This is a genomic window from Streptomyces sp. NPDC014995, assembly GCF_043080745.1.
Lineage (GTDB): Bacteria > Actinomycetota > Actinomycetes > Streptomycetales > Streptomycetaceae > Streptomyces.
Map to the genome: position 1 here is coordinate 313,610 of NZ_JBIBVX010000012.1, position 23,800 is coordinate 337,409.

At 70.3% G+C, this 23,800-nt stretch carries 26 protein-coding genes and 1 rRNA gene; 15 read left to right on the top strand and 12 right to left on the bottom strand.

Annotated features, from left to right (window positions below; translation table 11 throughout):
- Window positions 1–39 precede the first annotated feature (39 nt).
- Window positions 40–816 carry a phosphate ABC transporter ATP-binding protein PstB gene (pstB, locus tag ACF1A1_RS24935; protein WP_392002838.1) on the top strand — a complete coding sequence of 259 codons (777 nt, stop codon included), beginning with the start codon at window positions 40–42 and terminating at the stop codon, window positions 814–816.
- A gap of 445 nt (window positions 817–1,261) precedes the next feature.
- On the opposite strand, the gene ACF1A1_RS24940 is transcribed toward pstB, so the two are convergent.
- A complete protein-coding gene (locus ACF1A1_RS24940; protein WP_392002840.1) occupies window positions 1,262–2,260 on the bottom strand; it encodes an anion permease in 999 nt (332 codons plus the stop codon).
- A 7-nt stretch (window positions 2,261–2,267) separates the two neighbouring features.
- Entirely contained in the window at window positions 2,268–2,888 is a 621-nt protein-coding gene (locus ACF1A1_RS24945; protein ID WP_392002842.1) for a DUF47 domain-containing protein, read from the bottom strand.
- Window positions 2,889–3,112: 224 nt separating this feature from the next.
- On the opposite strand from ACF1A1_RS24945, the gene ACF1A1_RS24950 reads away from it, so the two are divergent.
- Window positions 3,113–3,520 carry a metal-sensitive transcriptional regulator gene (locus ACF1A1_RS24950; RefSeq protein ID WP_392002843.1) on the top strand — a complete coding sequence of 136 codons (408 nt, stop codon included), beginning with the start codon at window positions 3,113–3,115 and terminating at the stop codon, window positions 3,518–3,520.
- A 153-nt stretch (window positions 3,521–3,673) separates the two neighbouring features.
- On the opposite strand, the gene ACF1A1_RS24955 is transcribed toward ACF1A1_RS24950, so the two are convergent.
- Both ACF1A1_RS24955 and ACF1A1_RS24960 read right to left on the bottom strand, forming a co-directional pair.
- Window positions 3,674–3,841 carry a hypothetical protein gene (locus ACF1A1_RS24955; protein ID WP_392002900.1) on the bottom strand — a complete coding sequence of 56 codons (168 nt, stop codon included), beginning with the start codon at window positions 3,839–3,841 and terminating at the stop codon, window positions 3,674–3,676.
- 135 nt (window positions 3,842–3,976) lie between these two features.
- The gene (locus ACF1A1_RS24960) at window positions 3,977–4,813 is read right to left on the bottom strand and encodes a hypothetical protein (protein WP_392002845.1); all 837 of its coding nucleotides are present in this window, start codon (window positions 4,811–4,813) and stop codon (window positions 3,977–3,979) included.
- 142 nt (window positions 4,814–4,955) lie between these two features.
- Here ACF1A1_RS24960 and ACF1A1_RS24965 point away from each other — a divergent pair, with 142 nt between their 5' ends.
- Both ACF1A1_RS24965 and ACF1A1_RS24970 read left to right on the top strand, forming a co-directional pair.
- Window positions 4,956–5,129, top strand: coding sequence for a hypothetical protein (locus ACF1A1_RS24965; RefSeq protein ID WP_392002847.1), 174 nt, complete (start codon window positions 4,956–4,958; stop codon window positions 5,127–5,129).
- A 221-nt stretch (window positions 5,130–5,350) separates the two neighbouring features.
- Window positions 5,351–6,892 carry an FAD-binding oxidoreductase gene (locus ACF1A1_RS24970; RefSeq protein ID WP_392002848.1) on the top strand — a complete coding sequence of 514 codons (1,542 nt, stop codon included), beginning with the start codon at window positions 5,351–5,353 and terminating at the stop codon, window positions 6,890–6,892.
- A 78-nt stretch (window positions 6,893–6,970) separates the two neighbouring features.
- On the opposite strand, the gene ACF1A1_RS24975 is transcribed toward ACF1A1_RS24970, so the two are convergent.
- Both ACF1A1_RS24975 and ACF1A1_RS24980 read right to left on the bottom strand, forming a co-directional pair.
- A complete protein-coding gene (locus ACF1A1_RS24975; protein WP_392002849.1) occupies window positions 6,971–7,684 on the bottom strand; it encodes a phosphatase PAP2 family protein in 714 nt (237 codons plus the stop codon).
- A 238-nt stretch (window positions 7,685–7,922) separates the two neighbouring features.
- On the bottom strand, window positions 7,923–8,930 hold the full coding sequence (locus ACF1A1_RS24980) for an NlpC/P60 family protein (protein ID WP_392002851.1): 1,008 nt from the start codon (window positions 8,928–8,930) through the stop codon (window positions 7,923–7,925).
- A gap of 407 nt (window positions 8,931–9,337) precedes the next feature.
- Here ACF1A1_RS24980 and ACF1A1_RS24985 point away from each other — a divergent pair, with 407 nt between their 5' ends.
- Window positions 9,338–10,093 carry a carbonic anhydrase gene (locus ACF1A1_RS24985; RefSeq protein WP_392002852.1) on the top strand — a complete coding sequence of 252 codons (756 nt, stop codon included), beginning with the start codon at window positions 9,338–9,340 and terminating at the stop codon, window positions 10,091–10,093.
- Between the two features lie 85 nt (window positions 10,094–10,178).
- Here the strand turns inward: ACF1A1_RS24985 and ACF1A1_RS24990 are convergent, their stop codons facing one another.
- On the bottom strand, window positions 10,179–11,192 hold the full coding sequence (locus ACF1A1_RS24990; protein ID WP_392002854.1) for a GlxA family transcriptional regulator: 1,014 nt from the start codon (window positions 11,190–11,192) through the stop codon (window positions 10,179–10,181).
- A gap of 143 nt (window positions 11,193–11,335) precedes the next feature.
- Here ACF1A1_RS24990 and ACF1A1_RS24995 point away from each other — a divergent pair, with 143 nt between their 5' ends.
- On the top strand, window positions 11,336–12,220 hold the full coding sequence (locus ACF1A1_RS24995) for an NAD(P)-dependent oxidoreductase (protein WP_392002856.1): 885 nt from the start codon (window positions 11,336–11,338) through the stop codon (window positions 12,218–12,220).
- A gap of 4 nt (window positions 12,221–12,224) precedes the next feature.
- On the opposite strand, the gene ACF1A1_RS25000 is transcribed toward ACF1A1_RS24995, so the two are convergent.
- Together ACF1A1_RS25000 and ACF1A1_RS25005 are read right to left on the bottom strand one after the other, a co-directional pair.
- Window positions 12,225–12,971, bottom strand: a complete 747-nt coding sequence (locus tag ACF1A1_RS25000) for a trypsin-like serine peptidase (RefSeq protein ID WP_392002857.1) — start codon at window positions 12,969–12,971, stop codon at window positions 12,225–12,227.
- A 49-nt stretch (window positions 12,972–13,020) separates the two neighbouring features.
- A complete protein-coding gene (locus ACF1A1_RS25005; RefSeq protein ID WP_392002859.1) occupies window positions 13,021–13,437 on the bottom strand; it encodes an ATP-binding protein in 417 nt (138 codons plus the stop codon).
- 197 nt (window positions 13,438–13,634) lie between these two features.
- Between ACF1A1_RS25005 and ACF1A1_RS25010 the strand changes: the two genes are divergently transcribed.
- The 3 genes from ACF1A1_RS25010 to ACF1A1_RS25020 are packed head-to-tail and all read left to right on the top strand — an operon-like array spanning window position 13,635 to window position 14,917.
- On the top strand, window positions 13,635–14,480 hold the full coding sequence (locus ACF1A1_RS25010; protein WP_392002860.1) for a helix-turn-helix domain-containing protein: 846 nt from the start codon (window positions 13,635–13,637) through the stop codon (window positions 14,478–14,480).
- Between the two features lie 10 nt (window positions 14,481–14,490).
- Window positions 14,491–14,679: a DUF397 domain-containing protein gene (locus tag ACF1A1_RS25015; protein WP_392002861.1), complete on the top strand. Its 189-nt coding sequence runs from the start codon at window positions 14,491–14,493 to the stop codon at window positions 14,677–14,679.
- The gene (locus ACF1A1_RS25020) at window positions 14,672–14,917 is read left to right on the top strand and encodes a DUF397 domain-containing protein (protein WP_392002863.1); all 246 of its coding nucleotides are present in this window, start codon (window positions 14,672–14,674) and stop codon (window positions 14,915–14,917) included. The genes ACF1A1_RS25015 and ACF1A1_RS25020 overlap by 8 nt, the downstream gene beginning before the upstream one ends.
- A gap of 120 nt (window positions 14,918–15,037) precedes the next feature.
- Here ACF1A1_RS25020 and ACF1A1_RS25025 read toward each other — a convergent pair whose 3' ends face one another.
- Window positions 15,038–15,457 (bottom strand): SgcJ/EcaC family oxidoreductase, encoded by a 420-nt coding sequence (locus ACF1A1_RS25025; protein WP_392002864.1) that lies wholly within the window; start codon window positions 15,455–15,457, stop codon window positions 15,038–15,040.
- A gap of 472 nt (window positions 15,458–15,929) precedes the next feature.
- Here ACF1A1_RS25025 and ACF1A1_RS25030 point away from each other — a divergent pair, with 472 nt between their 5' ends.
- The 6 genes from ACF1A1_RS25030 (at window position 15,930) to ACF1A1_RS25055 (ending at window position 23,094) form a co-directional block, all read left to right on the top strand.
- The gene (locus ACF1A1_RS25030) at window positions 15,930–16,238 is read left to right on the top strand and encodes a hypothetical protein (RefSeq protein WP_004000049.1); all 309 of its coding nucleotides are present in this window, start codon (window positions 15,930–15,932) and stop codon (window positions 16,236–16,238) included.
- A 187-nt stretch (window positions 16,239–16,425) separates the two neighbouring features.
- Window positions 16,426–17,244, top strand: coding sequence for a hypothetical protein (locus tag ACF1A1_RS25035; protein ID WP_392002866.1), 819 nt, complete (start codon window positions 16,426–16,428; stop codon window positions 17,242–17,244).
- The gene (locus ACF1A1_RS25040) at window positions 17,234–18,595 is read left to right on the top strand and encodes a hypothetical protein (RefSeq protein ID WP_392002868.1); all 1,362 of its coding nucleotides are present in this window, start codon (window positions 17,234–17,236) and stop codon (window positions 18,593–18,595) included. The genes ACF1A1_RS25035 and ACF1A1_RS25040 overlap by 11 nt, the downstream gene beginning before the upstream one ends.
- Window positions 18,592–20,151 (top strand): SCO6880 family protein, encoded by a 1,560-nt coding sequence (locus ACF1A1_RS25045; RefSeq protein WP_392002869.1) that lies wholly within the window; start codon window positions 18,592–18,594, stop codon window positions 20,149–20,151. Before ACF1A1_RS25040 ends, ACF1A1_RS25045 begins: the two co-directional genes overlap by 4 nt.
- A gap of 8 nt (window positions 20,152–20,159) precedes the next feature.
- Complete coding sequence (locus ACF1A1_RS25050) at window positions 20,160–21,584, top strand: ATP-binding protein (protein WP_392002870.1); 1,425 nt, start codon at window positions 20,160–20,162, stop codon at window positions 21,582–21,584.
- 13 nt (window positions 21,585–21,597) lie between these two features.
- A complete protein-coding gene (locus tag ACF1A1_RS25055; RefSeq protein ID WP_392002872.1) occupies window positions 21,598–23,094 on the top strand; it encodes a type IV secretory system conjugative DNA transfer family protein in 1,497 nt (498 codons plus the stop codon).
- 9 nt (window positions 23,095–23,103) lie between these two features.
- Here ACF1A1_RS25055 and ACF1A1_RS25060 read toward each other — a convergent pair whose 3' ends face one another.
- Both ACF1A1_RS25060 and rrf read right to left on the bottom strand, forming a co-directional pair.
- Window positions 23,104–23,655, bottom strand: a complete 552-nt coding sequence (locus ACF1A1_RS25060) for a GNAT family N-acetyltransferase (protein ID WP_392002873.1) — start codon at window positions 23,653–23,655, stop codon at window positions 23,104–23,106.
- 63 nt (window positions 23,656–23,718) lie between these two features.
- Window positions 23,719–23,800 (bottom strand): 5S ribosomal RNA (rrf, locus tag ACF1A1_RS25065); the annotation flags it as partial.

Genomic DNA, 23,800 nt, shown 5'->3' on the forward strand with positions numbered 1-23,800 from the left:
CCAATCAGCGACCGACCGATCTGGAAGTGAAGTAGAGACATGGCCAAGCGAATCGACGTGAGCGGACTGACCGCGTACTACGGCTCCCACAAGGCGATCGAGGACATCTCGATGACCGTCGAGCCGCGCTCGGTGACGGCGTTCATCGGCCCGTCCGGCTGCGGCAAGTCGACGTTCCTGCGCACCCTGAACCGCATGCACGAGGTCACGGCCGGCGGACGGGTCGAGGGCAAGGTCCTGCTGGACGACGAGGACCTGTACGGCCAGGGCATCGACCCTGTGTCGGTCCGCCGCGAGGTCGGCATGGTCTTCCAGCGCCCGAACCCCTTCCCCACGATGTCGATCTTCGACAACGTGGCCGCGGGCCTGCGCCTGAACGGCAACTACAAGAAGAGCGAACTGCAGGACATCGTCGAGAAGTCCCTCAAGGGCGCGAACCTCTGGAACGAGGTGAAGGACCGCCTGAACAAGCCCGGCTCGGGCCTCTCGGGCGGCCAGCAGCAGCGGCTGTGCATCGCGCGTGCGATAGCCGTGGAACCGAACGTCCTCCTGATGGACGAGCCGTGCTCGGCCCTCGACCCGATCTCGACCCTCGCCATCGAGGACCTGATCGGCGAGCTGAAGGAACGCTTCACGATCGTCATCGTCACGCACAACATGCAGCAGGCCGCCCGCGTCTCCGACCGCACCGCGTTCTTCAACCTCGCGGCGGTCGGCCAGCCCGGCAAGCTGATCGAGATCGACGACACGGAGCGCATCTTCTCCAACCCGTCGGTCCAGGCCACGGAGGACTACATCTCCGGCCGCTTCGGCTGAGCCGACGCCCCACCCGACCCCTCGCGGTGCTGCATGGCGGTGCCACCGCGAGGCCGAAGGACCCGCCCCCTGACTTCCAGGGGGCGGGTCCGTGGTTTTTGCGAGGGGGTGGAGGGATCCGTGGATTGGCGCGGCCGGGACCAACGAGTGGCTACGACGACATCCTCACGTCGGCATCCTCACGTCGGCATCCTCACGACGGACGCCCCCAGCCCGCGACATGGCGCTGCCCTGCTCGTCCGTCTCCGCGACCACGTCCGCGCGCCCGTTGCCCGCCACGAGCGCGGCGGCTTCCGCAGGGCCTGAGTTCCACAGCCGCAGGTCGTCGCGATGCACCTGTGGAGTGCGTCTGGACGGTGTCCGGCAGTGGGTGGGGTTCCTTCGCTCGGGCACGCGGGCAGGCAACCGACGCCCAGACACCGCACGCGCCGAAAACCCCCGCCCCCTACAGAAACGCCAGGTTCACGATCCAGAACGCGCACGCCGCCACCGTCGCCGCCGCAGGCATCGTGATGAACCACCCCAGCACGATGTTCTTGGCGACACCCCACCGCACGGCGTTGATCCGCTTCGTCGCACCCACACCCATGATCGCCGACGTGATGACATGTGTCGTGGAGATCGGCGCCTTGAAGAGGAACGCCGTGGTGAACATGATCGACGCACCCGTCGTCTCCGCCGCGAACCCCTGCGGCGGATCGAGCTCGATGATCTTCCGCCCGAGCGTACGCATGATGCGCCACCCACCCGCGTACGTCCCCAGCGACAGCATCACCGCGCACACGATCTTGACCCACACCGGGATCGGATCGCCGTAGTCCTCGACGTCGGCGATGACCAGCGCCATCACCACGATGCCCATCGTCTTCTGCGCGTCCTGGAGCCCGTGCCCGAGCGCCATCCCGGCCGCGGACACCGTCTGCGCGATCCGGAATCCCCGCTTGGCCTTGTGCGGATTGGCCCGCCGGAATATCCACATGATCGCGGTCATCACCAGGTAGCCGACCCCCAGACCGACCAACGGCGAGACGAACATCGGGATGACGATCTTCTCCAGCACCCCGTGCCAGTAGACCGTCGTCCCACCGGCGAGCGCCGCCCCCACCATGCCGCCGAACAGCGCGTGCGAGGACGACGAGGGCAGCCCGAAGTACCAGGTGACCAGGTTCCAGGTGATCGCACCGACCAGCGCCGCGAAGAGGATCCCCATCCCCTTCGAGCCCTCGGGTGTCTGGATCAGCCCCTCGCTGACGGTCTTGGCGACCCCGGACCCCAGGAAGGCACCGCCGAGGTTCATCACCGCCGCCATCAGCAGCGCCGCCCGAGGCGTCAGCGCCCGCGTCGACACGGACGTCGCGATCGCGTTCGCCGAGTCGTGGAAGCCGTTCGTGTACGTGAAGAAGAGCGCGACGCCGATGGTCGCGACCAGAGCGAAGGTGTCCATGAAGGGGTCAGGACTCCTTGACCGCGATGGTCTCCACCGTGTTCGCCACGTGCTCGAACGCGTCCGCCGCCTCCTCCAGCACGTCCACGATCTGCTTGAGCTTGAGCACCTCGATCGCGTCGTACTTGCCACTGAAGAGGTGGGCGAGCAGCTTGCGGTGGATCTGGTCCGCCTGGTTCTCCAGCCGGTTGACCTCGATCCAGTACTCGGTGAGGTTCTCCATGGTCCGCAGGTTCGGCATGGCCTCGGCCGTCAGCTCCGCCGCCCGCGCCAGCACCTCGATCTGCTGGTCGACGCCCTTGGGCAGTTCCTCGACGTTGTAGAGGACGACCAGGTCGACGGCCTCCTCCATGAAGTCCATGATGTCGTCGAGGGACGAGGCGAGGGAGTAGATGTCCTCGCGGTCGAACGGCGTGATGAACGAGGAGTTCAGCTGGTGGAAGATCGCATGCGTGGCGTCGTCACCGGCGTGTTCCGCGGCCCGCATACGCTCTGCGATCTCGGCCCGGCCGGCGGTGTCCGCCCCGAGCAGTTCCATGAGGAGTTTCGAGCCGGTGACGATGTTGTCCGCGGACGCGGCGAACATGTCGTAGAAGCTCGTCTCCCTGGGGGTCAGACGAAAGCGCACTTGGGGTCCTCAGGATGCATCGGTTTCGGTCAGGCTGATGCTAGGCGCATCATCCGGCCACGGCTAATGGGCCGTCCCCCAGTGTCGCCCATCGGGTGGGGCGACCGGCAACGGGGCCGCCGGCTGGTCCAGTCCACAGGCCGCCAAAGCGACGGCCTCAGGCCCTCATACCCGCCAAAGTTCGGTACGATATACCCAGTAGGGGTATATATCTGGAGGACGCGATGACCACCACCGAGGCCGGCGCGGGAGCGCCCTCCGCCGCACCCGAGGCAGCCCCCGGGACAACCGCACCGGCAGCACCCGAGGCCGCACCGGCCACGCCCGAGGCCGCACCGGCCCACCCGGCCGTGCACGGTTACCACAAGCAGAAGGACGAACACCTCAAGCGCCTGCGCCGTATCGAGGGCCAGATCCGCGGCCTGCAACGGATGGTCGACGAGGACACCTACTGCATCGACATACTCACCCAGGTGTCCGCCTCCACCAAGGCCCTGCAGTCCTTCGCGCTGCAACTGCTGGAGGAGCACCTGCGCCACTGCGTCGCCGACGCGGCCGTCAAGGGCGGCGCCGAGATCGACGCGAAGGTGGAGGAGGCGACGAAGGCGATCGGCCGCCTGCTGCGGACGTGACCCGGGTGACAGACGTACGCCTCCACGAGGCAGGCGTACGTCCCCCCTGGCCCCGCACCCACGGACCGCTCCCCTGGACCCGCAACCCATGAACTCGCGCACCTGAACCAAGGCCGATGGACTCAGGCAGGCGGACTCACGTGGGCCGGGCACTCAGCCGCCGGAGGCGTCCCGCTCCTCCGCCACTCTCAGCACCTCGTCGATGCTCGCCAGACTGAGCCGCTCCTCCGCCGCCGAAGCAGCGATGATCAGCTCTCCGCACAGCTCGATCTCGGCGAGGGCCACGTGGTCCTGAACCGCCGTACCGCCGACCAGAGCCACGCGCATCACCTCGTCTCTGCCGTCACCGACTTCCTAGAGTAGGGAGCGGCGTACATACCGCGCATGGCACGGACGGGCTAGTCCTTGTGCCCGCCCTTGGCCGGATCCGTTCGTCGCCCGGCGGTCGGAGCCCGCTCACTCCTCGGCGATCCGCCCCGCGTAGATGTCCCGCGCGGCCGGAAGCCGTACGTCGACGGGGGCACCGAAGTCGTACAGCAGCGTCGTCGAGGCGACCGCGACGGCCTCCGCCTGGCGGCCGTTGACGAAGCTGAAGCGGTGCCGGACCTTGCGGATGCGGCCCTCGTCGTCGAGGTAGACGTCGAACGGCACCGCGGCCGTGGCGAACCCTTTCGCCGCCGCGCCCAGGGAACCCCGGCCGCCCTCGGAGGCCTCCTCGGCGGCCGCGGCCAGGTCGGCGGTCCCCCGGTAGTGCCGCACCTCGGTCCCGGCCAGCTCCGTCCTGCCGACGTACGTCGCCGTGCGCGTCCCCCGCAGGACCTCGGCGGCCGCGTACGGGTCGGTGGCGCCGCCGGTGACCAGGTTGCCGTCGGACAGCGTCGCCGTCTCCACCCGCACCCACTTGTCGGCGGGGACTCCGGCGCCCCGGTTCTTCATGAACAGCGCGCCCGGCGCGAGGAGTTCGGTGATGGGCCGGTGCCGGCTGGTCCCGGCCGGGTCCTGCGGCAGCACGACCCGCAACCGCCCGAGCTGCTTGCGGTAGTCGTAGACGCCCTCGCCCCGGATGGTCACGCGGGTCCCGCCTGTGGCCATCTCCATCGACGTCCGCGCCTTCGAACTGCCCGCCCGGACCAGTGTGTCGGCGGCCCGGCGCAGCGCCTCGACCGGGTCGCCCGCGGGCGCGTCGTCGGCGGCGGCCCCGCTGCCGGAGCACCCGGCGGCCCCGGCACAGATCCCGGCCACGAGCCCCGCGACGACCACCGTTCCCCACCGCCGCTGCTGCTGCTCCGCCATCGCCTGTCTACCCCCAGCCGGTACGTCCGTCACGGGCCCCCTGTCGTTGCGGTTAACGACGGTCGGGCGGACCCCGTCACGCGTGAGCCAAGGCTTGCGGTCGCCATGTGAGGCCCTTACCGGCACTGGGTAACGTGTCCATGTGACCCAGCAGGACCGCTCGGCCCCCTCCCCCACCGACGGGGAACTCCACCGCACCACGACCGTCGAACACGGCGCCTTCTGTCTCGCCCGGTGCACCTGCGGCTGGCGCGGCCCGGCGCGCAGAGCGAGAAGCCTCGCCAGAGCGGACGCGAAGGGCCACACACACGACTGAGTCCCCCGGCCGCCCCCCGCTGACCTGCACCGCCCTTCCGCCCACCTGTCGCTGCCCCTCCGCCGGCCTCCGCCGGCCTCCGCCGGCCTTTCGCTGCGGCCTCCACCGAACTTCTCCACCGAACCCCTCCACCGATTCCCGCGACCGATTTCCCCCTCCCCGGGGAACCCGCCGCCCTCCGCCCCCGTCTGGCTCCATGAAGCCGACGGAAGGCACGGAACATGGAACGGCGTACGTTCATCGCAGGCGGCACGGCCGCGGTCGCGGCGGTCGCGACGGCCGCGTGCAGGGCGGCGGACGGCGGCGGGAGCGCGTCGGCCAGTGAGACCTCGCTCCGGACCACGAGCACCGTGGCCGCCGCGAACTGGGCGGCCCTCGCCCGTGACCTGGACGGCCCCCTGATCCGCCCCGGCGACGCCTCCTGGACGGCGGCCCGGCAGCTGTACAACACGCGCTTCGACGCGCTCAAGCCGGCCGCGGTCGCCTACGTCGCCCACGCCGACGACATCCGCACCGTCCTGGCGTACGCCCGCGCCCACGGCAAGAAGGTCGCCATCCGCAACGGCGGCCACTCCTACGGCGGCTGGTCCTCCGGCAACGAACGGCTGATTCTCGACGTCTCCGCACTGAGCCGGGTGCGCGCGAGCGGCGGCTCGGCCGTGGTCGGCGCCGGCGCCAAGCTGATCGACGTCTACCGCGCGCTGACCGCGAAGGGCGTGACGATCCCGGCGGGCTCCTGTCCGACGGTCGGCGTCTCCGGCCTGGTCCTCGGCGGCGGCCACGGCGTGGTCTCCCGGGCATACGGCCTGACCTGCGACAGCCTCACGCAGGCGACGATCGTCACGGCGGACGGGAAGCAGCTCACCGCCGACGCCATCCGGAACAAGGACCTGTTCTGGGCCCTGCGCGGCGCCGGCAACGCCAACTTCGGCGTGGTCACGGAGCTGCACTTCCGGACCCACCCGGCCCCGCAGGCCGTGACCTGCTCCCTCTCCTGGCCCTGGTCGAAGGCGGCCGCGGTGGTGAAGGCCTGGCAGGAGTGGGGCCCGGCCCAGCCGGACGAGATCTGGTCCTCCCTCCACCTGTCGAACACGCCCGGCGGCACGCCCAGGATCTCCGTCGCCGCCTTCTCCATCGGCACCTACGGCCAGCTCCAGAACGCCGTGGACCGCCTGGCCGACCGGGTGGGCTCCCCCGCGACCGGCGTCTCCCTGCGCCGCCGCTCCTACGAGGAGGCCATGGAGGTCTACGCCGGCTGCTCCTCCTTCGCCACGGACGCCCAGTGCCACCTGCCGGGCTCGATCCCGGGCCGCTCCCCGCAGGGCAAGCTGGTCCGGGAGACCTACGCGGCCCGCTCCGACTTCTTCGACCGCTCACTGTCGGCGGCCGGCATCCAGACGCTGCTCCGGCAGACGGCGGCCGTCCGCGGCGGCTCGGGCAGCATCGCCCTCACGGCACTGGGCGGCGCGGTGAACCGTGTCTCCCCCACGGCCACGGCCTTCGTCCACCGCCGCTCCCGGATGCTGGCCCAGTACATCGCCTCCTGGCGCGCCGGCACGACCGGCACCACGGCCCAGTCCTGGCTGACCTCGGCCCACGGCGCCATGCGGCCGTACGCCTCGGGCGCCGCGTACCAGAACTACGCGGACCCGAACCTGACGAACTGGAAGAAGGCCTACTACGGCGACGCGCTCCCCCGCCTGACCCAACTGAAGAAGCAGTACGACCCGAGGGGCCTCTTCGCCTATCCCCAGGGCCTCTAGGCCGGCGGGCCGCCGGCAACCGTGCCGCCGGGGGCGGCACGGGTGGACCCAGGTGGACGCCGGTCACCTCGACCGAGGTTACGCGGCGAGGTCCCGCTCCTCGGCCGAGGCCTCCATGCGGGCTCCCGGGACCACCGCGTCCCTTCCCGCCGCCGCCCGAGCGGAACGGCTCCGCACGACCCACCCCACCCGGGGCGACCGCTCCACCGCCTTCAAGACGGGGGTGAGCAACAGGGAGGCCACCGGGGACAGCAGCAACGCCACAGCCGTACCGAGCGCGAACCCGCCGACCACGTCGGTCGGGTAGTGCACGCCCATGTACACCCGGCAGAACCCCTCCAGCAGCCCGAGCCCGAGCCCCACCAGTCCGAACTTCCGGTGGGCGACGAACAGCGCGACCGCCATGGCCATGGTGATGGTGGCGTGGTCGCTCACGAAGGAGTAGTCGGTCTTGCCGGAGACGAGAACCTCGAGCCCCTGGTGGTCGTAGAACGGCCGGGGCCGCTCCACGAACCCGCGTATCGGCACGTTCACCAGCACCGCGACCCCGGCGGCCAGCGGCGCCCACACCAGCGCGGCCACGGACGAGGCGGCCTCCTCGGCCGACCCGGGACGGCGCCGCACGGTCCACCAGCACCAGACCACCAGCAGCACCATGGCCAGCAGCAGCCCGTACTCGCCGACGAACTCGACGACCCGGTCCAGCCAGTGCGGGGCGGCCTTGGCCAGGCCGTTGATGTCATAGAGCAGGTCGACGTCGGGGTTCGACCCGGATGCGGCGAGTCCAGCCATGGTGCTGCGGCCCCTTCGTCGTGTTCTGCCCGGCGCGCCTCACGCACGCCCGCTCGTGCCCACCCCCGTGGGTCGTAGATCCGCTTCCGCCGGTCCAGTCGGTCACAGGCATTGCTCGGCTACGTCAACAGGAACGCACGGCCCCGGTTGATACGTTCCACTCTCCACTGAATGATCACTCAGACGTTACCGAAGAGAGATACATCCCCGCAGCTCAGCGGGGTGGTTATGGACCGGTTCAGACAGTCGTCGGCAGCGCTTTCGCGCCATCTTCGGTCACTCGGGTGGCACCGAAGTACTTGGGGGTGTCGATCGGGTCGAACCGGATGACGGCCCCCGTGCGGGGCGCGTCGATCATGTATCCGCCGCCGACGTAGATCCCCACGTGATCGATGGCCCGGGAGTTGTTCGGGTCGGTCGAGAAGAACACCAGGTCCCCCGGCAGCAATTCGTCCCGCGAGGGGTGCGGCCCCGCGTTGTACTGATCGTTCGCCACCCGGGGCAGGGTGATCCCCACACTCTCGTACGCCGCCTTGGTCAACCCGGAACAGTCGAACCGTCCGCCCTGCTCAGGCGTACCGTTCCCACCCCACAGATACGGCGTACCAAGCTTCGTCTGGGCGTAGTGGATGGCCCCCGCGGCCTGCTCGGAGGGGTCCACTCGGGTGACGGGGGCGGCGAAGGACTCCGCGAGCGTCGTGATCGTCTTCACGTAGTTCTGGGTCTCCTTGTACGGCGGCACTCCCCCGTACTTGATGACCGCGTACGCCCCGGCGTTGTAGGACGCGAGCATGTTGTGGGTGGGATCCCCGGGAACGTCCTTCACGTACGACGCGAGTTCGCAGTCGTACGACGCGGCCGATGGAATCGCGTCATTCGGGTCCCAGACGTCTCGGTCCCCGTCGCCGTCGCCGTCGATTCCGTGCGTGGCCCAGGTCCCGGGGATGAATTGCGCTATCCCCTGGGCCTTCGCCGGACTCTTGGCATTCGGGTTGAATCCGCTCTCCTGGTACAGCTGGGCGGCGAGCAGTGCGGGGTTGATCGCGGCGCAGAGGGTGCCCCACTTCTGCACGAGCGCCTGGTACGCGGCCGGAACCGCTCCCTTGGCCAGCCCCACGCTCTTGCCGCCCACGCCGTTGACGATGTTCCCGGCGACGACGTACACGCCGACGACGAGCAGCATCACGAAGCTGAGTCCCGCCGCACCGACGGCACCCGCCACGACCCACGCCTTACGCACCGTCAACCGCCCATCACCCAAGGGGAGTACGCCCGCGTCAGTTTACGAGCTTCCCACCCGAAAGCCGGCGCAACCGATGCTCTCGTCATCGCTGGGTCCGCCCTTGACGTGGTGGATCACCGCGGTCCAGCCCCCGGGGTCGTTCGCCACGGGGAACGCCCGGTCGACCTGGCCCTTCGGCCAGTGGCTCGGGAAGTCGTCCGGGTGCGTCAGTTCGAAGTAGCCGCGTCCTCCCAGTACTTGTCCGATGCCCCCCCCACCCCGCCCCGCCCCGCCCCGCCCCGCCCCGCCACGTCAACGGCAGTCATCGCGTACGTCAAGCACTCCCCATGATTCGACCCCGGCTTCCCCATCCACGGCCATGATTCGGCAACCCGTGCGCCAAGGTCCGGACTCGGGCATACGTTCCCCCCGTGAATTCCGAAGACACTCCCCTCAGATCCATCCGCCGCGCCTTCGCCCGCCGCTCCCTGCTGCGCGGCGGCTTCGCCGGGGCGGTGGCCCTGGGCGGCGCGGGGCTCGCGGCGGCCCCCGCCTCCGCCGCCCCCTCTCCGGCCTCCGCCCCGCGCGGCACCGCCGCCCGCCCCACCACCGCCGCGGAGGCCCTGAAGGAACTCGCCGCGGGAAACCGCCGCTGGCGCACCTTCCGCGAACGGCACCCGGACGAGACCCCCGCCGTCCGCCAGAGCCTGACGAAGGGTCAGCACCCCTTCGCGGTCGTCCTCGGCTGCATCGACTCCCGCGTGCCCCCCGAGCTGGTCTTCGACCAGGGCCTCGGCGACCTGATGACCGTCCGCACGGCGGGCGAGGTCCTGGACGAGGCCGTACTGGGCAGCATCGCCTACGGGGTCCTCGAACTCGGCATACCGCTGGTCGTGGTGCTCGGTCACCAGTCGTGCGGTGCCGTGAAGGCGGCCGTCCAGGCGGATCTGTCCGGCGAGCCGCTGCCCGCCCACATCCAGTACCTGGCCGACCAGATAGCCCCGACGATCGACCGCACGCAGGACGGCGACGCCCGCATCGACGCGACCATCGACGCCAACATCCGGGCCGTCCGTTCCCGCCTCGCCGGCGAGCCCGACCTCGCCGAGCGGATCGCCACCGGGAAACTGGCCGTCGTGGGCGCCCGCTACGAGCTGACCAACCAACTCGTCCACCGCATCGTCTAGCGCCTGTTGTGACCGTGCTGGTCACAGCCGCTCTCTGGGGGCTGTGACCAGCACGGTCACGTCATGTGTGTGAGCGTGTCGGCCCTCACCGCGAGGCGGTCGACCCGGGCGGGCCGCGGGGGAAGGCGCGCCGGTAGTCGCTCGGCGACACCCCGATGTGTTTGAGGAAGTGGTGGCGAAGGTTGTTGGCGGTGCCGAGGCCGCTCAGCTCCCCGACCTTCTCGATCGGCAGGTCCGTCGATTCCAGCAGGGTCCGGGCCCGCCCCAGACGCTGGTCGAGGAGCCACTGGAGCGGAGTTGTGCCGGTGGCCGCGTGGAGCCGCCGGTAGAACGTCCGGGGACTCATCGCGGCCCGTCGCGCGAGGTCCGCGACCGTCAGCGGCCGGTCCAGGTGTGTCCTGGCCCAGTCGAGTACGGGCGCCAGTCCCTCGTCGTCCCTCGACGGCACGGACACCTCGATGAACTGGGCCTGCCCGCCGGGCCGGTGGGCGGGTACCACCATGCGGCGGGCCAGCTGGTTGGCGACGTGCGCACCGAGGTCGCGGCGCACGAGATGCAGGCACAGGTCGAGCCCCGCGGTCAGGCCGGCGCTGGTGAGCACATCTCCGTCGTCCACGTACAGCACGGACGCGTCGACCTGCACCTTCGGGTACCGCTCGGCCAGTTGGGCGGTGTGCATCCAGTGGGCGGTGGCACGACGTCCGTCGAGCAGCCCCGCCTCGGCGAGTGCGAAGGCGCCGGTGCACAGGGAGACCATGCGGGCGCCCGCGTCGTGGGCGCGACGCAGGGCCGTGATCAGCTCCGGCGGCAGGGGTCTGCCCTCGTCGACGCAGGGATCGGGCACCGAGGGCACGACGACCGTGTCGGCACCGACGAGATCGTCGAGGCCGTAGGGGGTCCGCAGCGTCAGTCCGGCGCCGGCCGCCGTGCCGCCCCGCGCTGTCGTCCCGGTCCCGCACAGCCGCAAGTCGTACCAGGGGTCGGCGAGGTCTGGTTGCGGCGTCCCGAAGACGGTGCACGGGATGCTCAGTTCGTACAGGTCCCATGAGGGGACCGTCATCTCCTCGGTGACGACAACGGCGACAGAACCGGCGCTCATGCCCCGAAGGCTATGGCAGGAATTTGGTGAGTCCCGGCACCAGTGTCACTTCTCCTCTCCGCCGCGCACTGCGAGCGTGGCGTGCACAAGATCACTCGTCGACGTGATCACCCGTCACATCGGCACTCGCGAGGAGCTGACGCATGAACACCGACCGCCAAGCCGTCACCGTCGTCGGACTGGGCTCCATGGGCTCGGCGCTGGCCGCCGCGTTACTGGACCGGGGCCATCCGACCACTGTGTGGAACCGGTCCCCGGATAAGGCCCGGCCGCTGGCCGACCGGGGCGCCCGCCCGGCAGCGACGCCCGGGGAGGCGATCGCGGCGAGCCCGCTCACCATCGTCTGCGTTCTGGATTACGAGGCGCTGCACACGGTCCTCGACCCCGTCGTCGGCACTCTGCCGGGCAGGACCCTGGTCAACCTCACGTCCGGCTCCCCGGAGCAGGCCCATGAGGCCGCCGCGTGGGCCCGGTCCCACGGCGCCGACTACCTCGACGGCGCGATCATGACCACCCCGCCCGGCGTGGGCAGCCCCGAGATGATGTTCCTGTACAGCGGTTCGCGTGCCGTCCTCGACGCCCACCTGCCGACCCTGGGGGCCCTGGGCGACCCTGTGTACCTGGGCGCCGATCCCGGACTGGCCTCTCTCTACGACGCCGCGCTTCTCGGCCTGATGTGGTCCACCATGACCGGCTGGCTGCACGGCACCGCGCTGGTCGGCGCGGAGAAGACGCCGGCCACGGCCTTCACCCCCGTCGCGATCCGCTGGCTGACAGCCGTGGCGGGGTTCCTGAACACCTACGCGCCCCAGGTGGACGCCGGCCGCTACCCGGGCGACGACGCCACCGTCGACGTACAGATCGCCGCCATCGATCACCTGATCCACGCCGCGGCGGCCCGAGGCGTCGACAACGCCCTGCCCGAGCTGCTGAAGGCCGCGATGGAGCGGGCCAGGGCCGCGGGGCACGGCTCCGACAGCTTCGCCAGCGTGATCGAGGTGCTGAAGACCGGCCGGCCCCGGGGGTGATCCCTCACGGGTCGGCGGCCGCGTCCCGGTACAGCTCCGCGGCCTCCGGCCCGAGCACCACGCTGTACGAGATGTCCGCCGTGGCCCCGCCCTGCTGGTGCCCGCCGAGGATCCCCACGACCTCCCCGTCCCCGTCGACCCAGGGGCTGCCGCTGGTTCCGCCGGTGAAGTCGGGACAGTCGATCCGCTGTTGGGTGGAGCTGTGGGCGGCGGGCCGGTTGGTGCAGGTGATCGGCGTGTCACCGGAGTTGGGATAGCCGGTGACGGTCACGACGGTGGCCCCGGTGGCGGCCCGCGTGACGAACCGATTGCCACCCACGACGTCCTCGACCCCCTTCCCGCCCCGGTCGTGGAGCACCGCGAACGCCACGTCGCTGTCCTCGTCCTGCCCCTTGGCCCACCCGTCCGGCAGGAAGGCCCGCTCCACCTTCCACACCCCGTAGGGGGCCCTCCCGTCCCGGTATCCGGGCACGAAGACGAGACCCCCCACCCCGCTCTGCCCGCCGAGACAGTGCGCGGCGGTGACGATGAGATCGCGGTGCGGGCTGTGGACGACCGACGCGGTGCAGAAGTGGCCGCCGGTGAGGTCGTCGGAGGCGAACAGTGCCCCGACCCGCGCGGACCGCGCCGTCGCCGCCGCCACGACAGTCACCCCCAGGGCGCCGGGCCCGTCATCGGCCGCCACCTCGGAGGCGGCGGTGACGGCCAGCAGCACGACGGCGACGAGAAGGAGGCGGGGGCTGCGCTTCATCGCCCCCACTGTGGCCCCCGAAGGTGAGAGTCCGGTCAAACGCGGCGCTCTACCGGCACTCGGCCCACAGCAACTTCCCGGCGGCCAGCTCAGCCGCACCCCATCTCTCCGCACAGGCCCGCACGAGACGCAGCCCGCGCCCGTTCTCGGCGTCCTCGTCCGGCGGTACGACGACGGAGTCACCGTCGGCCGGCACGAACCCCGGCGGCACGCGGGGGTCGCTGTCCCACACCCCGACCCGCAGCCCACCCGCGTCCACCGAGCGCAACCGCAGGCCGTAGTCACCGGTGGTGTGGAGGTGCGCGTTGGCGAGCAGCTCGGCGGCCAGCAGCTCGGCGGTGGGGGTGAGCTCGGCGAGCGAGTGAGCGGCGAGCACGGCACGGAGGGTGACGCGGGCGATCCCCGGCGCGCGTGGATCGTGCGGGAGTTGGAGGGTGTAGGACCAGGGCGGGGTTACGGTGGGCATGGAAGTCTCCGATCACTGTGGGGAGTTGGGACATTGCGTACGGTGCCCAGTGACGCCGCCGCCCCGTCGGGCGGTGTACTTCTGGGCGGAGCGGGCGCCCGCAGTTAAAGTAGCGGCGAGTTGTAAGTTCTTAGACCGAAATCCTCGAAGCTCTTCAGTGTTCACGCGTGTGGGTGACAAGGAGTCGAACGTTGGCCATGAGAAGCACCCCCACCGGCCGTCAAGTCCGGCTGGGCGCCGAGCTGCGCAAGCTGCGCGAACGGGCGGGCCTGACCTCGACACAGGCGGCACAACTGCTGGGCATCAAGCAGAACCAGGTCAGCAACATGGAAGCCGGCCGCCACGGCGTGAGCCCCGACCGGCTGCGCGGCATCGCCTGCGCCTACGACTGCTCCGACAAAGCCCTGATCGAGGCGCTCGCCGCGATGACCCCCGACCGCAGGCGCGGCTGGTGGGAGGAGTACCGCGAGATCCTGCCCGCCGCCCTGCTGGACATGGCCGAGGTCGAGCACCACGCCACAGGGTTCCGAACCGCCGTGACCGTCCACATCCCCGGGCTCTTCCAGACCACGGACTACGCCCGCGAGATCTTCCGCCAGGACGTACCGGAGATGTCACCGCCGGACATCGAGCACCGGGTGTCGTTCCGCGTCAAACGCCAAGCCGTGCTCTACCAGGACTCGCCGACCCCTCACCAGGCGATCATCCATGAGGCGGCCCTGCGCATGAAGTTCGGCGGCACCGCCGTGACCCGCTCACAGCTCCAGCACCTCCTGGGCATGAGCGAACGGGAGCACATCACCGTTCTGGTGATCCCCTTCGACGCCGGAACCTTCCCCGGCTCAGGGCAGTCGATCTACTACTGCACAGGTCCCGTACCGCAGCTCGACACCGTGAACCTCGACCAGTCGCACGGTCCGGTGTTCCTCGATTCCGAGGCCCAGCTCGACAAGTACCGGATCCTGTTGAACCGTATGGAGGCCTGCGCGCTCTCTCCCTCGGAGTCGCGGGATCTCATCCACAAAGTCGTCCAGGACCTGTGAGGAAAGCCGAATGCCCACCCTCTCCTGGCAGAAGTCGTCCTACTGCGCGCAGGGCAACTCCTGCGTCCACATCGCCACCACCCCCCACCGCATCCACCTCACCGAAAGCGGCGACCCCTCCGCCGCGATAGTCACGGCGGCCCCCGCCGCCTTCCACGCCCTCCTCCAGGTACTCAAGAAGGACACCCCCCGTGGCTGACATCCCCGCCGACCTCACCTGGATCCGCGCCGCCCCGCCGGAGGCGACCGGCCCCGGCCCCTGGATCGAGATCGCCTTCGGCGAGGGCGACGACGGCGAGGCCCCCGTCTACCTCCGCGAAACCAGCGACCCGGAGAACGTCGTCACGACGAACCGCCGCAAGTGGGACGCGTTCGTACTGGGGGTACAGGCGGGGGAGTTCGACCACTTCGTGGAAGGCGTCGAGACCGGCACCTGACGGCGTGCGGCAGACCCTGCTGGTCGCAGTCCTCAACCAATGGCCGCGACCAGCACTTTCCCCACCGGCCTGGAAGCCACTGCCGTTCCCACTGCCGCCGCCGCACCCGCGCGTGAGCGGTCAGCCGTCGATCACCTCGGTGTTCTGGCAGGCGACCATGAGCCACCGCCCGTCCTCCTTCGCCATCACGTACAGCGGACTGCCCGGGTTGCCGACCTGTTCGCGGCCGTCCTTCGTCCAGTACCGCGCGCGGGCCTTCACGGCGGCGACGTCCGGCCGGATGAACAGCACGTGCTCCACCTCGTACGTGACCGTCCCGTCCCCCATCGCTCCGGGCAGCACGCGGTGCGTGAACTCGGAGATCTCGGCACGGTCGTACAGGCGTCTGCCGTGGGCCGTCGTCCACAGGGCGTCCTCGCGGAAGAGGGAGACGAACTCGTCGGGAAGCTCGTTGCGCTGACTGTGCTCGACGGTGGCCACCACGGCCCGGATCGCTTCGAGGTCGGCCGTCCGAGCGGCCGTGACATCAGTGCTCTGCATGCCACCGATGCTCGTAGCTCAACCAAGCTTGAGGTCAAGCCCGTGAAACTCCACGACTCTTTTGTCCTCTGACCCTCCGTCACCGTGCGCACGGAGCAGCCACCGTGGGCCGTGAGGGCCACTCGGGGCAACGGCGAACGGGCCGCACCCCCAGCCACGGTCCGTTCGCCGTGGGTCATCGGTCGGCATGAGAACATCGAGAAGGCCTCTCACCCGACCGGCCGTCAGAAACGGCACAGGGCTGTGAAGTGGGTCAACGACGGAACCACACGACAGGTTCCGCACCGACCTCATTGCCCGGGGTGACCTGCCGTGATACACAGAGTGACCGTACGAGCTATTCGTACGAATCCCGACCGGTAATGACGCCAAGTCGACATACGACGGCGACTTTGTCGGCGACAATGAGGCCTGACCTCTGCACACCGCAGGGGACCGACTGCGGAACTACCCACCAGGGGCGGTGACTTACATGCTCTTTGCGGCCGACAAGGGAGACATCAACACCATCATCGGCGGGATCGCTCCGGACTGGGGGCCCTTCGGCAGCCTGGGCAACGAGGCGAAGGTGATGATCGAGGTCGTGATGGCGGTCGCCATCCTGATCTGCCTCGGCATCGCCATCTGGGGTGCGGCCAAGCAACGCATCGGCGCCACGGCCCTGCGGGACACCTTCAGCGCGGAACAGGGCAAGGGCCTCATCATCGCCGGACTGACAGGCGTCTTCATCATCGGCTCACTCGGCACACTGTTCACGATCGTGTACGGCATGGCCGTCTAGCCGCCCCCGCCCGCCCCAGTCCCGTCCGGGCACGCCCGGCCCCTCCACCCCACCCATCCGTCGTGCCCACCGGCTGAGGTTGCGTTTCCCTGATGTCGAGTCACCACACCGCGCCCGCGCGGGAACCAGCACGGCTACCGTCGTACTTCTACGCGTTCCGGTACGGCAGTGAGGGGGCGTACGCGGCATGAGTCCCGGCGACGAGCACGACTACGGCGAACCCACGGGCACGCGCATGCGCCTGCCCGACAGCGACCCCTACGGCGGCGCCCGCCGCCCCGGCCGCTCCTCCTCACGGAGCCTGGTCACGGTGGTCGGCGTGGTCGTCCTCCTCATCGCCGCGATCGCCTTCGCGAACCGTGGAGGAGACGATTCCGAATCCCCCACGGCAGCGGGCGAGGCCAACAAGCCGGAGACGGCGGCAACGGCAGCGAGCGGGACGAAGCCGGTGGGGACGAAGCGCGGGGGCATCCCGTCGGGTTTCGCCCGCACCGAGCAGGGCGCCCAGTCGGCGGCCACCAACTACGCCGTGGCTCTCGGCTCGACCGGCATGTTCCAGAAGGACACCCGGCACGGCATCGTCGACACCGTCTACACCGCCGACGCCGCGGCCAAGCTCCAGGCGCCCATGGACCGGGCCTACTCGGCCGACTTCCTCGCCAAGCTGGGCCTCGACGCGAACGGCGACGCGCCCGAGGGCAACACGTTCGTCTCCCGCGTCGTCCCGGTGGGAGCCACCGTCCAGGCGTACAGCGACACCACCGCCAAGGTCGCCGTCTGGTACCTCGGCCTGATCGGCATGTCCGGCGAGAACTCCACCGACCCCGTCACCTCGTCGTGGCAGACCTGGACCTTCGACCTGCGGTGGGCCGACGGCGACTGGAAGATCGTCAGCGACACGCAGACGGACGGCCCCGCGCCGGTCCCCGGCGACGACAAGGTCGCCTCCTCCGACGAGATCAGCAAGGCCATCCAGGAGTACGGAGGGTTCACGTATGCCCGGTAACCCGCACCGCGTGCTCCGGCTCGCCGGAGTCGTCACGGCCGTCCAGACCTCGGCCGTACTGCTGGCCACCCGCGCCTTCGCGGCGCCCACGCCCGACCCCACGCCGTCCGGGTCGCCCTCCGCGTCGCCGTCCCCCTCCAGCAGCCTGGACTGCAGCCTCATCCCCGGAGAGGCCAAGAAGTACTGCGAGCGGGGCAACACCACCTCCGACGGCACCACCTCCACCCCCGGCGTCTCCGACACCCTCGACCCCCTCTCCTCCCTCGCCAAGGGCTGTGCCGACGCCGCCGCATGGACCGTCGACAAGCTCAGCGAGGCCGTGAAGGACACGGCGAACGTCGACTTCACCAACCCCAGGTTCCTCCAGCAGTACGCCGTCGTCTTCGCGGCCTCCACCGTCCTGACCCTCCTGCTGTGGCTGCTGGCCGTGGCCAAGCGGGCGGTCCGCGGCGTCCCCCTGACCACCGCCATCGGCGAAGCCGTCGGCTTCCTCTGGCTCACCGTCCTGGCCTCCGCCTTCACCCCGCTGATCCTCTACACGGTCGTATCGGCGACGGACGGCATCACCGAGGTCCTCGCCAAGGCCACCGGCGACCAGACCGACACCTTCTTCGGCACCTTCTCCGCCGCCCTGGAGAAGGGCGAGGACATCGGCGGCGGCCCGATCATGCTGATCGTGGTCTCCCTGGTCTCCATCCTCGCCGCCGGCGTGCTCTGGCTGGAGCTGGTCATCAGGGCCGCCCTGCTCTACGTCGGCGCCCTGCTCGGCACGGTCGTCTACGCCGGCCTCGTCGACAAGAACCTGTGGGGCCACGTCCGCCGCTGGGCCGGCATCATGATCGCCGTCATCCTGATCAAGCCGGTCATCGTGATCGTGCTGGGACTGGCCGGCGCCCTGTCCGCCGACGACGGCCCGGACGCCTTCTCCGCCGTCGTCTCCGGCCTCGCCATCATCCTGCTCGCCATCTTCGCCAGCGCGATGATCTACCGCTTCGTCCCCGGCTTCGGCGACGAGATCGCGGGCTCCCGCAACAACCGCATCATGCAGAGCGCCGAGGGCAAGGCCGCCGCCGTCATCAGCTCCCCGGCGACCCTCGTCGCCCAGGGCATCAAGACGCACAGCACCCGCGCCGACAGCAACGGCGGCGGCGGGTCCGCCTCCAGCGGCCCCCGCCCCGCCAACCAGGCCGCCGGCGGCGTCGCAGCGCACAGCACGCGCACCTCGAACGGCGGCGGCGGATCCGTCCCCTCCGCCGCACCCGCGCCCCGCTCCAGCAGCGCCGTGAACAGCCCGCACGCCAGCAACACCCGCAACAGCAGTACCAACCGCACGGGAGGTGAAGGGCGTTGACGACCGAGTCCCACGTGTCCCACGCGGTCACGCCCCGCCGTACATATCTGATCGGCCGCGCCCGGCCGAACGCGATCGTCGGCCGCAACCGCGAGACCGGAGAGATCGCGCTCATCGTCATCGGCGCGTTCCTCGGCATGATGTGCGGGCTCCTCGTCCCCCTCCTCACCCTGCGCATCGTGCTGCTCGCCGGCTTCCCGATGATCGCGCTGGCCGCGGTCTACGTGCCGTACAAGCACCGCACGTTCTACAAGTGGTTCGAGATCAACCGCAGCTACAAGCGCACCCTGCGCCAGGGCACGACGTACCGCTCCGCCGCCATGGAGGCCGGAACCCGCCTCGACGGCCAGGAGATCGAGATCGGCCCGCCGCCCGGCATCGGCCGCATCACCTGGCTCGCCGCCCCCTTCGGCCCCGACGAGATCGCCGTACTCCTGCACGCCGACCGCCGTACGGTGACGGCCGCGATCGAGATCGAGGGCCCCGGCGTCGGCCTGCGCGACAGCGAGGACCAGGAGGCCCTCGTCGACCGCTTCGGCACGCTGCTCAAGCACGTGGCCAACGGCGACGGCTTCGTCACCCGCCTCCAGATGCTCGCCCGCACCCTCCCCGCCGACCCCGACGCCCACGCCAAGGACGTCGCCCAGCGCGGCGACGACAAGGCGCTGCCGTGGTTGCAGCAGTCGTACGACCAGCTCCAGTCCATGGTGTCCACGAGCAGCGAGCAGCACCGCGCCTACCTCGTCGCCTGCATGCACTACACCCGCGAACTGGCCGCCGAGGCCCACGCCATGGCCCGCGCCGCCCGCCCGCAGAACGGCCGCAAGCTGGACCGCGACGCCGGCCTCGCCGTCGTCATGGCCCGCGAGCTGACCGACATCTGCTCCCGCCTCCAGGAGGCGGACATCCGTGTCCGCCAGCCCCTCGGCCAGGGCCGCCTCGCCTCGCTCATCCACTCCATGTACGACCCGGACCACCCGATCGATCACATCCAGGCGATGACCCGGCGCAACGCCTGGCCGGCCGAGCTGGACGCCATGGAGCCCACCTACCTCCAGGCCAAGACCCGCGAGTCCTCCACCCGCGCCCCCTGGTGCCACGCCACCGCCTGGATCAAGGAATGGCCGATGACCCCGGTCGGCGTGAACTTCCTCGCCCCGCTCCTCGTCCACACCCCGGACGTCATCCGGACGGTCGCCGTGACGATGGACCTCGAACCCACCGAGGTGGCCATCGAACGCATGCTGACGGAGAAGACCAACGACGAGGCGGAGGCGAGCCGCGCCGCCAAGATGAACCGCACCGTGGACCCCCGTGACGTCGCCGCCCACTCCCGCCTCGACCAGCGCGGCGAGGACCTGGCCAGCGGCGCGGCGGGCGTGAACCTGGTCGGCTACATCACCGTCTCCTCCCGCACCCCCGAGGCCCTCGCCCGCGACAAGCGGACGATAAGGGCGTCGGCCGGCAAGTCGTACCTCAAGCTGGAGTGGTGCGACCGAGAGCACCACCGCGCCTTCGTGAACACACTCCCGTTCGCCACCGGCATTCGAAGGTAGGGCTTCACATGCGGGACCCGCTGACCGTCCTCACCGACGCCTTCACGTCCTTCCTCTTCGGCAAGGTCGAGACGACCCGACTGCCGGTCCGCACCTCCACCGGCCAGGCCCAGGCGGTCTACCTCCCGACCGCCGCTCCCGGCCTGGGCGACTCGGGCGTGATCATCGGGCGCGAGGTCTACTCCGGCAAGGGCTACATCTACGACCCCTTCCAGCTGTACGGCCAGCAGCTCCCGGCCCCGCACTGGCTGGTCCTCGGCGAGTCCGGCAACGGCAAGTCGGCGCTCGAGAAGACGTACGTCCTGCGCCAGCTCCGCTTCCGCGACCGCCAGGTCGTCGTCCTGGACGCCCAGGGCGAGGACGGCGTCGGCGAATGGAACCTCATCGCGCAGGCGCTGGGCATAACCCCCATCCGCCTGGACCCGATGGCCGCACTGGACCACGGCATCCGCCTGAATCCACTGGACCCGTCGATCACGACCACCGGGCAGCTCGCGCTGCTGCGGACCATCATCGAGGTCGCGATGGGCCACGGCCTGGACGAACGCGCGGGCTTCGCCCTCAAGGTCGCCCACGCCTACGTCAACGAGACGATCGTCGAACGCCAGCCGGTCCTCTCCGACATCGTCGAGCAGCTACGGCACCCCGAACCGGAGTCGGCGGAGGCGATGAACGTCGCCCTGGACGACGTACGGGCCTGGGGCCTGGACGTGGCGCTGGTCCTGGACCGTCTGGTCGACGGTGACCTCCGCGGCATGTTCGACGGCCCGACGACGGTCGGCATCGACCTGGACGCCCCGCTGATCGTCTTCGACCTCTCCCACATCGACCGCAACTCCATCGCGATGCCGATCCTCATGGCGATCGTCGGCGTCTGGCTGGAGCACACCTGGATCCGCCCCGACCGGAAGAAGCGCATCTTCCTCGTCGAGGAGGCCTGGCACATCATCAACAGCCCCTTCGTGGCCCAGCTGTTCCAACGGCTGCTGAAGTTCGGCCGCCGCCTCGGCCTGTCCTTCGTGGCCGTCGTCCACCACCTGTCGGACGTCGTCGACGGAGCGGCGGCGAAGGAGGCGGCCGCGATCCTGAAGATGGCGTCGACCAGGACGATCTACGCCCAGAAGGCGGACGAGGCGAGGGCGACCGGCCGCGTCCTCGGCCTGCCACGCTGGGCGGTGGAGATCATCCCGACGCTCACGCCGGGCATCGCGGTCTGGGACGTCAACGGCAACGTCCAGGTCGTCAAACACCTGGTCACCGAGACGGAACGCCCCCTCGTCTTCACCGACCGCGCGATGACCGAGTCGTCCGTCGACCTGGCCGAAGGCGACGCACTGCGCGCCGCCGAACTGGAACAGGAACAACGGGCGGCGGCCTTCATGGAACAGCATCTGGCCGACTTGGACGGCTCGTCCGAGTCGACGGTGGCGTAGGAGCGGGGGTGCCATGAGACCGGGTGACGACCGTCAGGGCCGCGCAGGCCAGGCGGGTGGCCAGGGTGGCATCCCCGACGGCCTCCTGATCGGCATACTCGCGTTCCTGCTCGGCATGACCCTGCTGGTGTGGACGGCCACCGGCCTGGCGGGCCTCTTCTCCCACGGCAGCTGGCCCGCCGGAGTCACCTTCGCCCGCACCCCGCTGGCCATGCGCCACCTCGTCGCCCAACCCCACGACATCGCGGGCGCCTGGCCGGCCGCGGAGGCCACCGCACTCTCCGGCTACGGCCTCTTCTGGGGCCTGTTCATCGGCCAGCTGATGCTGCTGCTCGTCCTCACCGTGTTCGTGCTGGGGACGGTGGCCAGGTGGCGTGCCGTACGCGCGAGGAGAAGGACGGCGGTTCCGGCACCAGGACCGGAACGGCACGAGGTACCCACACCGAGGACGCCCGAGCAACCGACGGAACAGCCCCCGCCGGCCGCACAGCCGATGGCACCGCCACAGTCCACGCCGCTCCCCCAGGAACCCGCCACCTCTGTGCTCGCCGGCGAACGGGCGGGCGGCTGGGAAACGAACCGCCCCGAGGGCGGGGTGCACTACGGGCCCCCGGAATCCCGCCACACCACCGCGGCCGCCGCCGTACGCGACGCGGAGGGCCCCGCCCTGGTCGTCACCTCCGCCCCCGCACTCTGGCAGACCACCAAGGACGCCCGAGCCAAACTCGGCCCCGTCCTCCTCTACGACCCCACCCACCTCTGCGACACCCCGGCCCGCCTCCACTGGTCCCCCACCACCGGCTGCGAGGACAGGACCACCGCGGCGGCGAGGGCCACCGCCCTCCTGACGCCCGTACGCCCCACCGCCCGCCTGGACCAGGCCGTCACCGACACCGCCGAGACCCTCCTCCGCAGCTACCTCCACGCGGCCGCCATCGACGGCCGCACCGTCCGCCACGTGCACCGCTGGTCCCAGGGCACCGGCATCCAGGAAGCGGTCCGCACCCTCCGTACGAACCCCAAGGCGGCCCCCGGCGCGGCCGGTGAACTGGAAGCCGCCCTCACCTCCCACCCCGAACGCCGGGACATCGCCCAGGAGCTGACGACCCGCGCCCTGTCCGCCCTCTCCACGGTGAACATCCGCGAGGCCTGCACTCCCAACCGAACCGATGCCCTCGCCTTGGATTCCTTCGTGAACGAAGGGGGAACGCTTTACGTGGTAGGTGAATCCATCGAGGACCCGAGGACCCATCCCGGCGCGATGCCCCTCCTCACGGCCCTCGTCTCCAGCGTGGTCGAGCGCGGCCGGCGCATGGCCGAACGGTCATCCTCCGGTCGCCTCGACCCACCATTCACCCTGGTCCTGGACGACATCGCGGCGGTGGCGCCGCTCCCCGAGCTGCCGGACCTCCTGGCCACCGGCGTCGACCGCGGCCTGCCCACCCTGGCCCTCCTCCGCTCCCGCGAACAGGCCCGCACCCGCTGGCCGAACGCGGAACTGCCGGTGTAGCAGCGCCCCCTAAGGACGCTCGAGGACGAACTCCAGCTCACGAGCGTCCGGGTCGGAATTCGCCGCCAGCGGCACGACCACCCCGCTCGGTACGAACCCGACCCTGCGGTAGAAGGTCTGCGCCCGCCCGTTGTCCTCGTGCACGATGAGCCGTACCCGCTCCGCCCCACGGGCCCAGGCCCATTCCAGCCCGGCGTCGAACAGCACCTCCGTCAGCCCTATCCCGCGGAACTCGGGCCGTACGAACACACCGACGACATGCCCCTGCCGCCGTTCGACCGGGAACCCGGCCCAGTCCTTCGTCCCGGCCTCCTCGACCAGCACGGTCAGCGTCCCCACCCACTCCCCGTCCGGCCCCTCGGCAATGACCTGCTGTGCCCCGTCAGCCCCTTCGGCGGCCTTCGCCGTCCGTTCCTGCCAGTAGGACGCCGGCTTCGCCAGTGCCTCCTCGTACGTCTCCAGAAAAGCGAGGTGCGCGACGGGATCCCGCAACGCCAGAAGCCGCAGCTCCCGCGCAGCGGCCCATTCATCGGCCCGCACGGACCGGATCACGTAGTTCATGCAGGTCACCGTAGAACGCAGAAAACCCCCGCACCATACGGTGCGGGGGTTTCCCCAATATTTGTTCGGCGGCGTCCTACTCTCCCACAGGGTCCCCCCTGCAGTACCATCGGCGCTGTAAGGCTTAGCTTCCGGGTTCGGAATG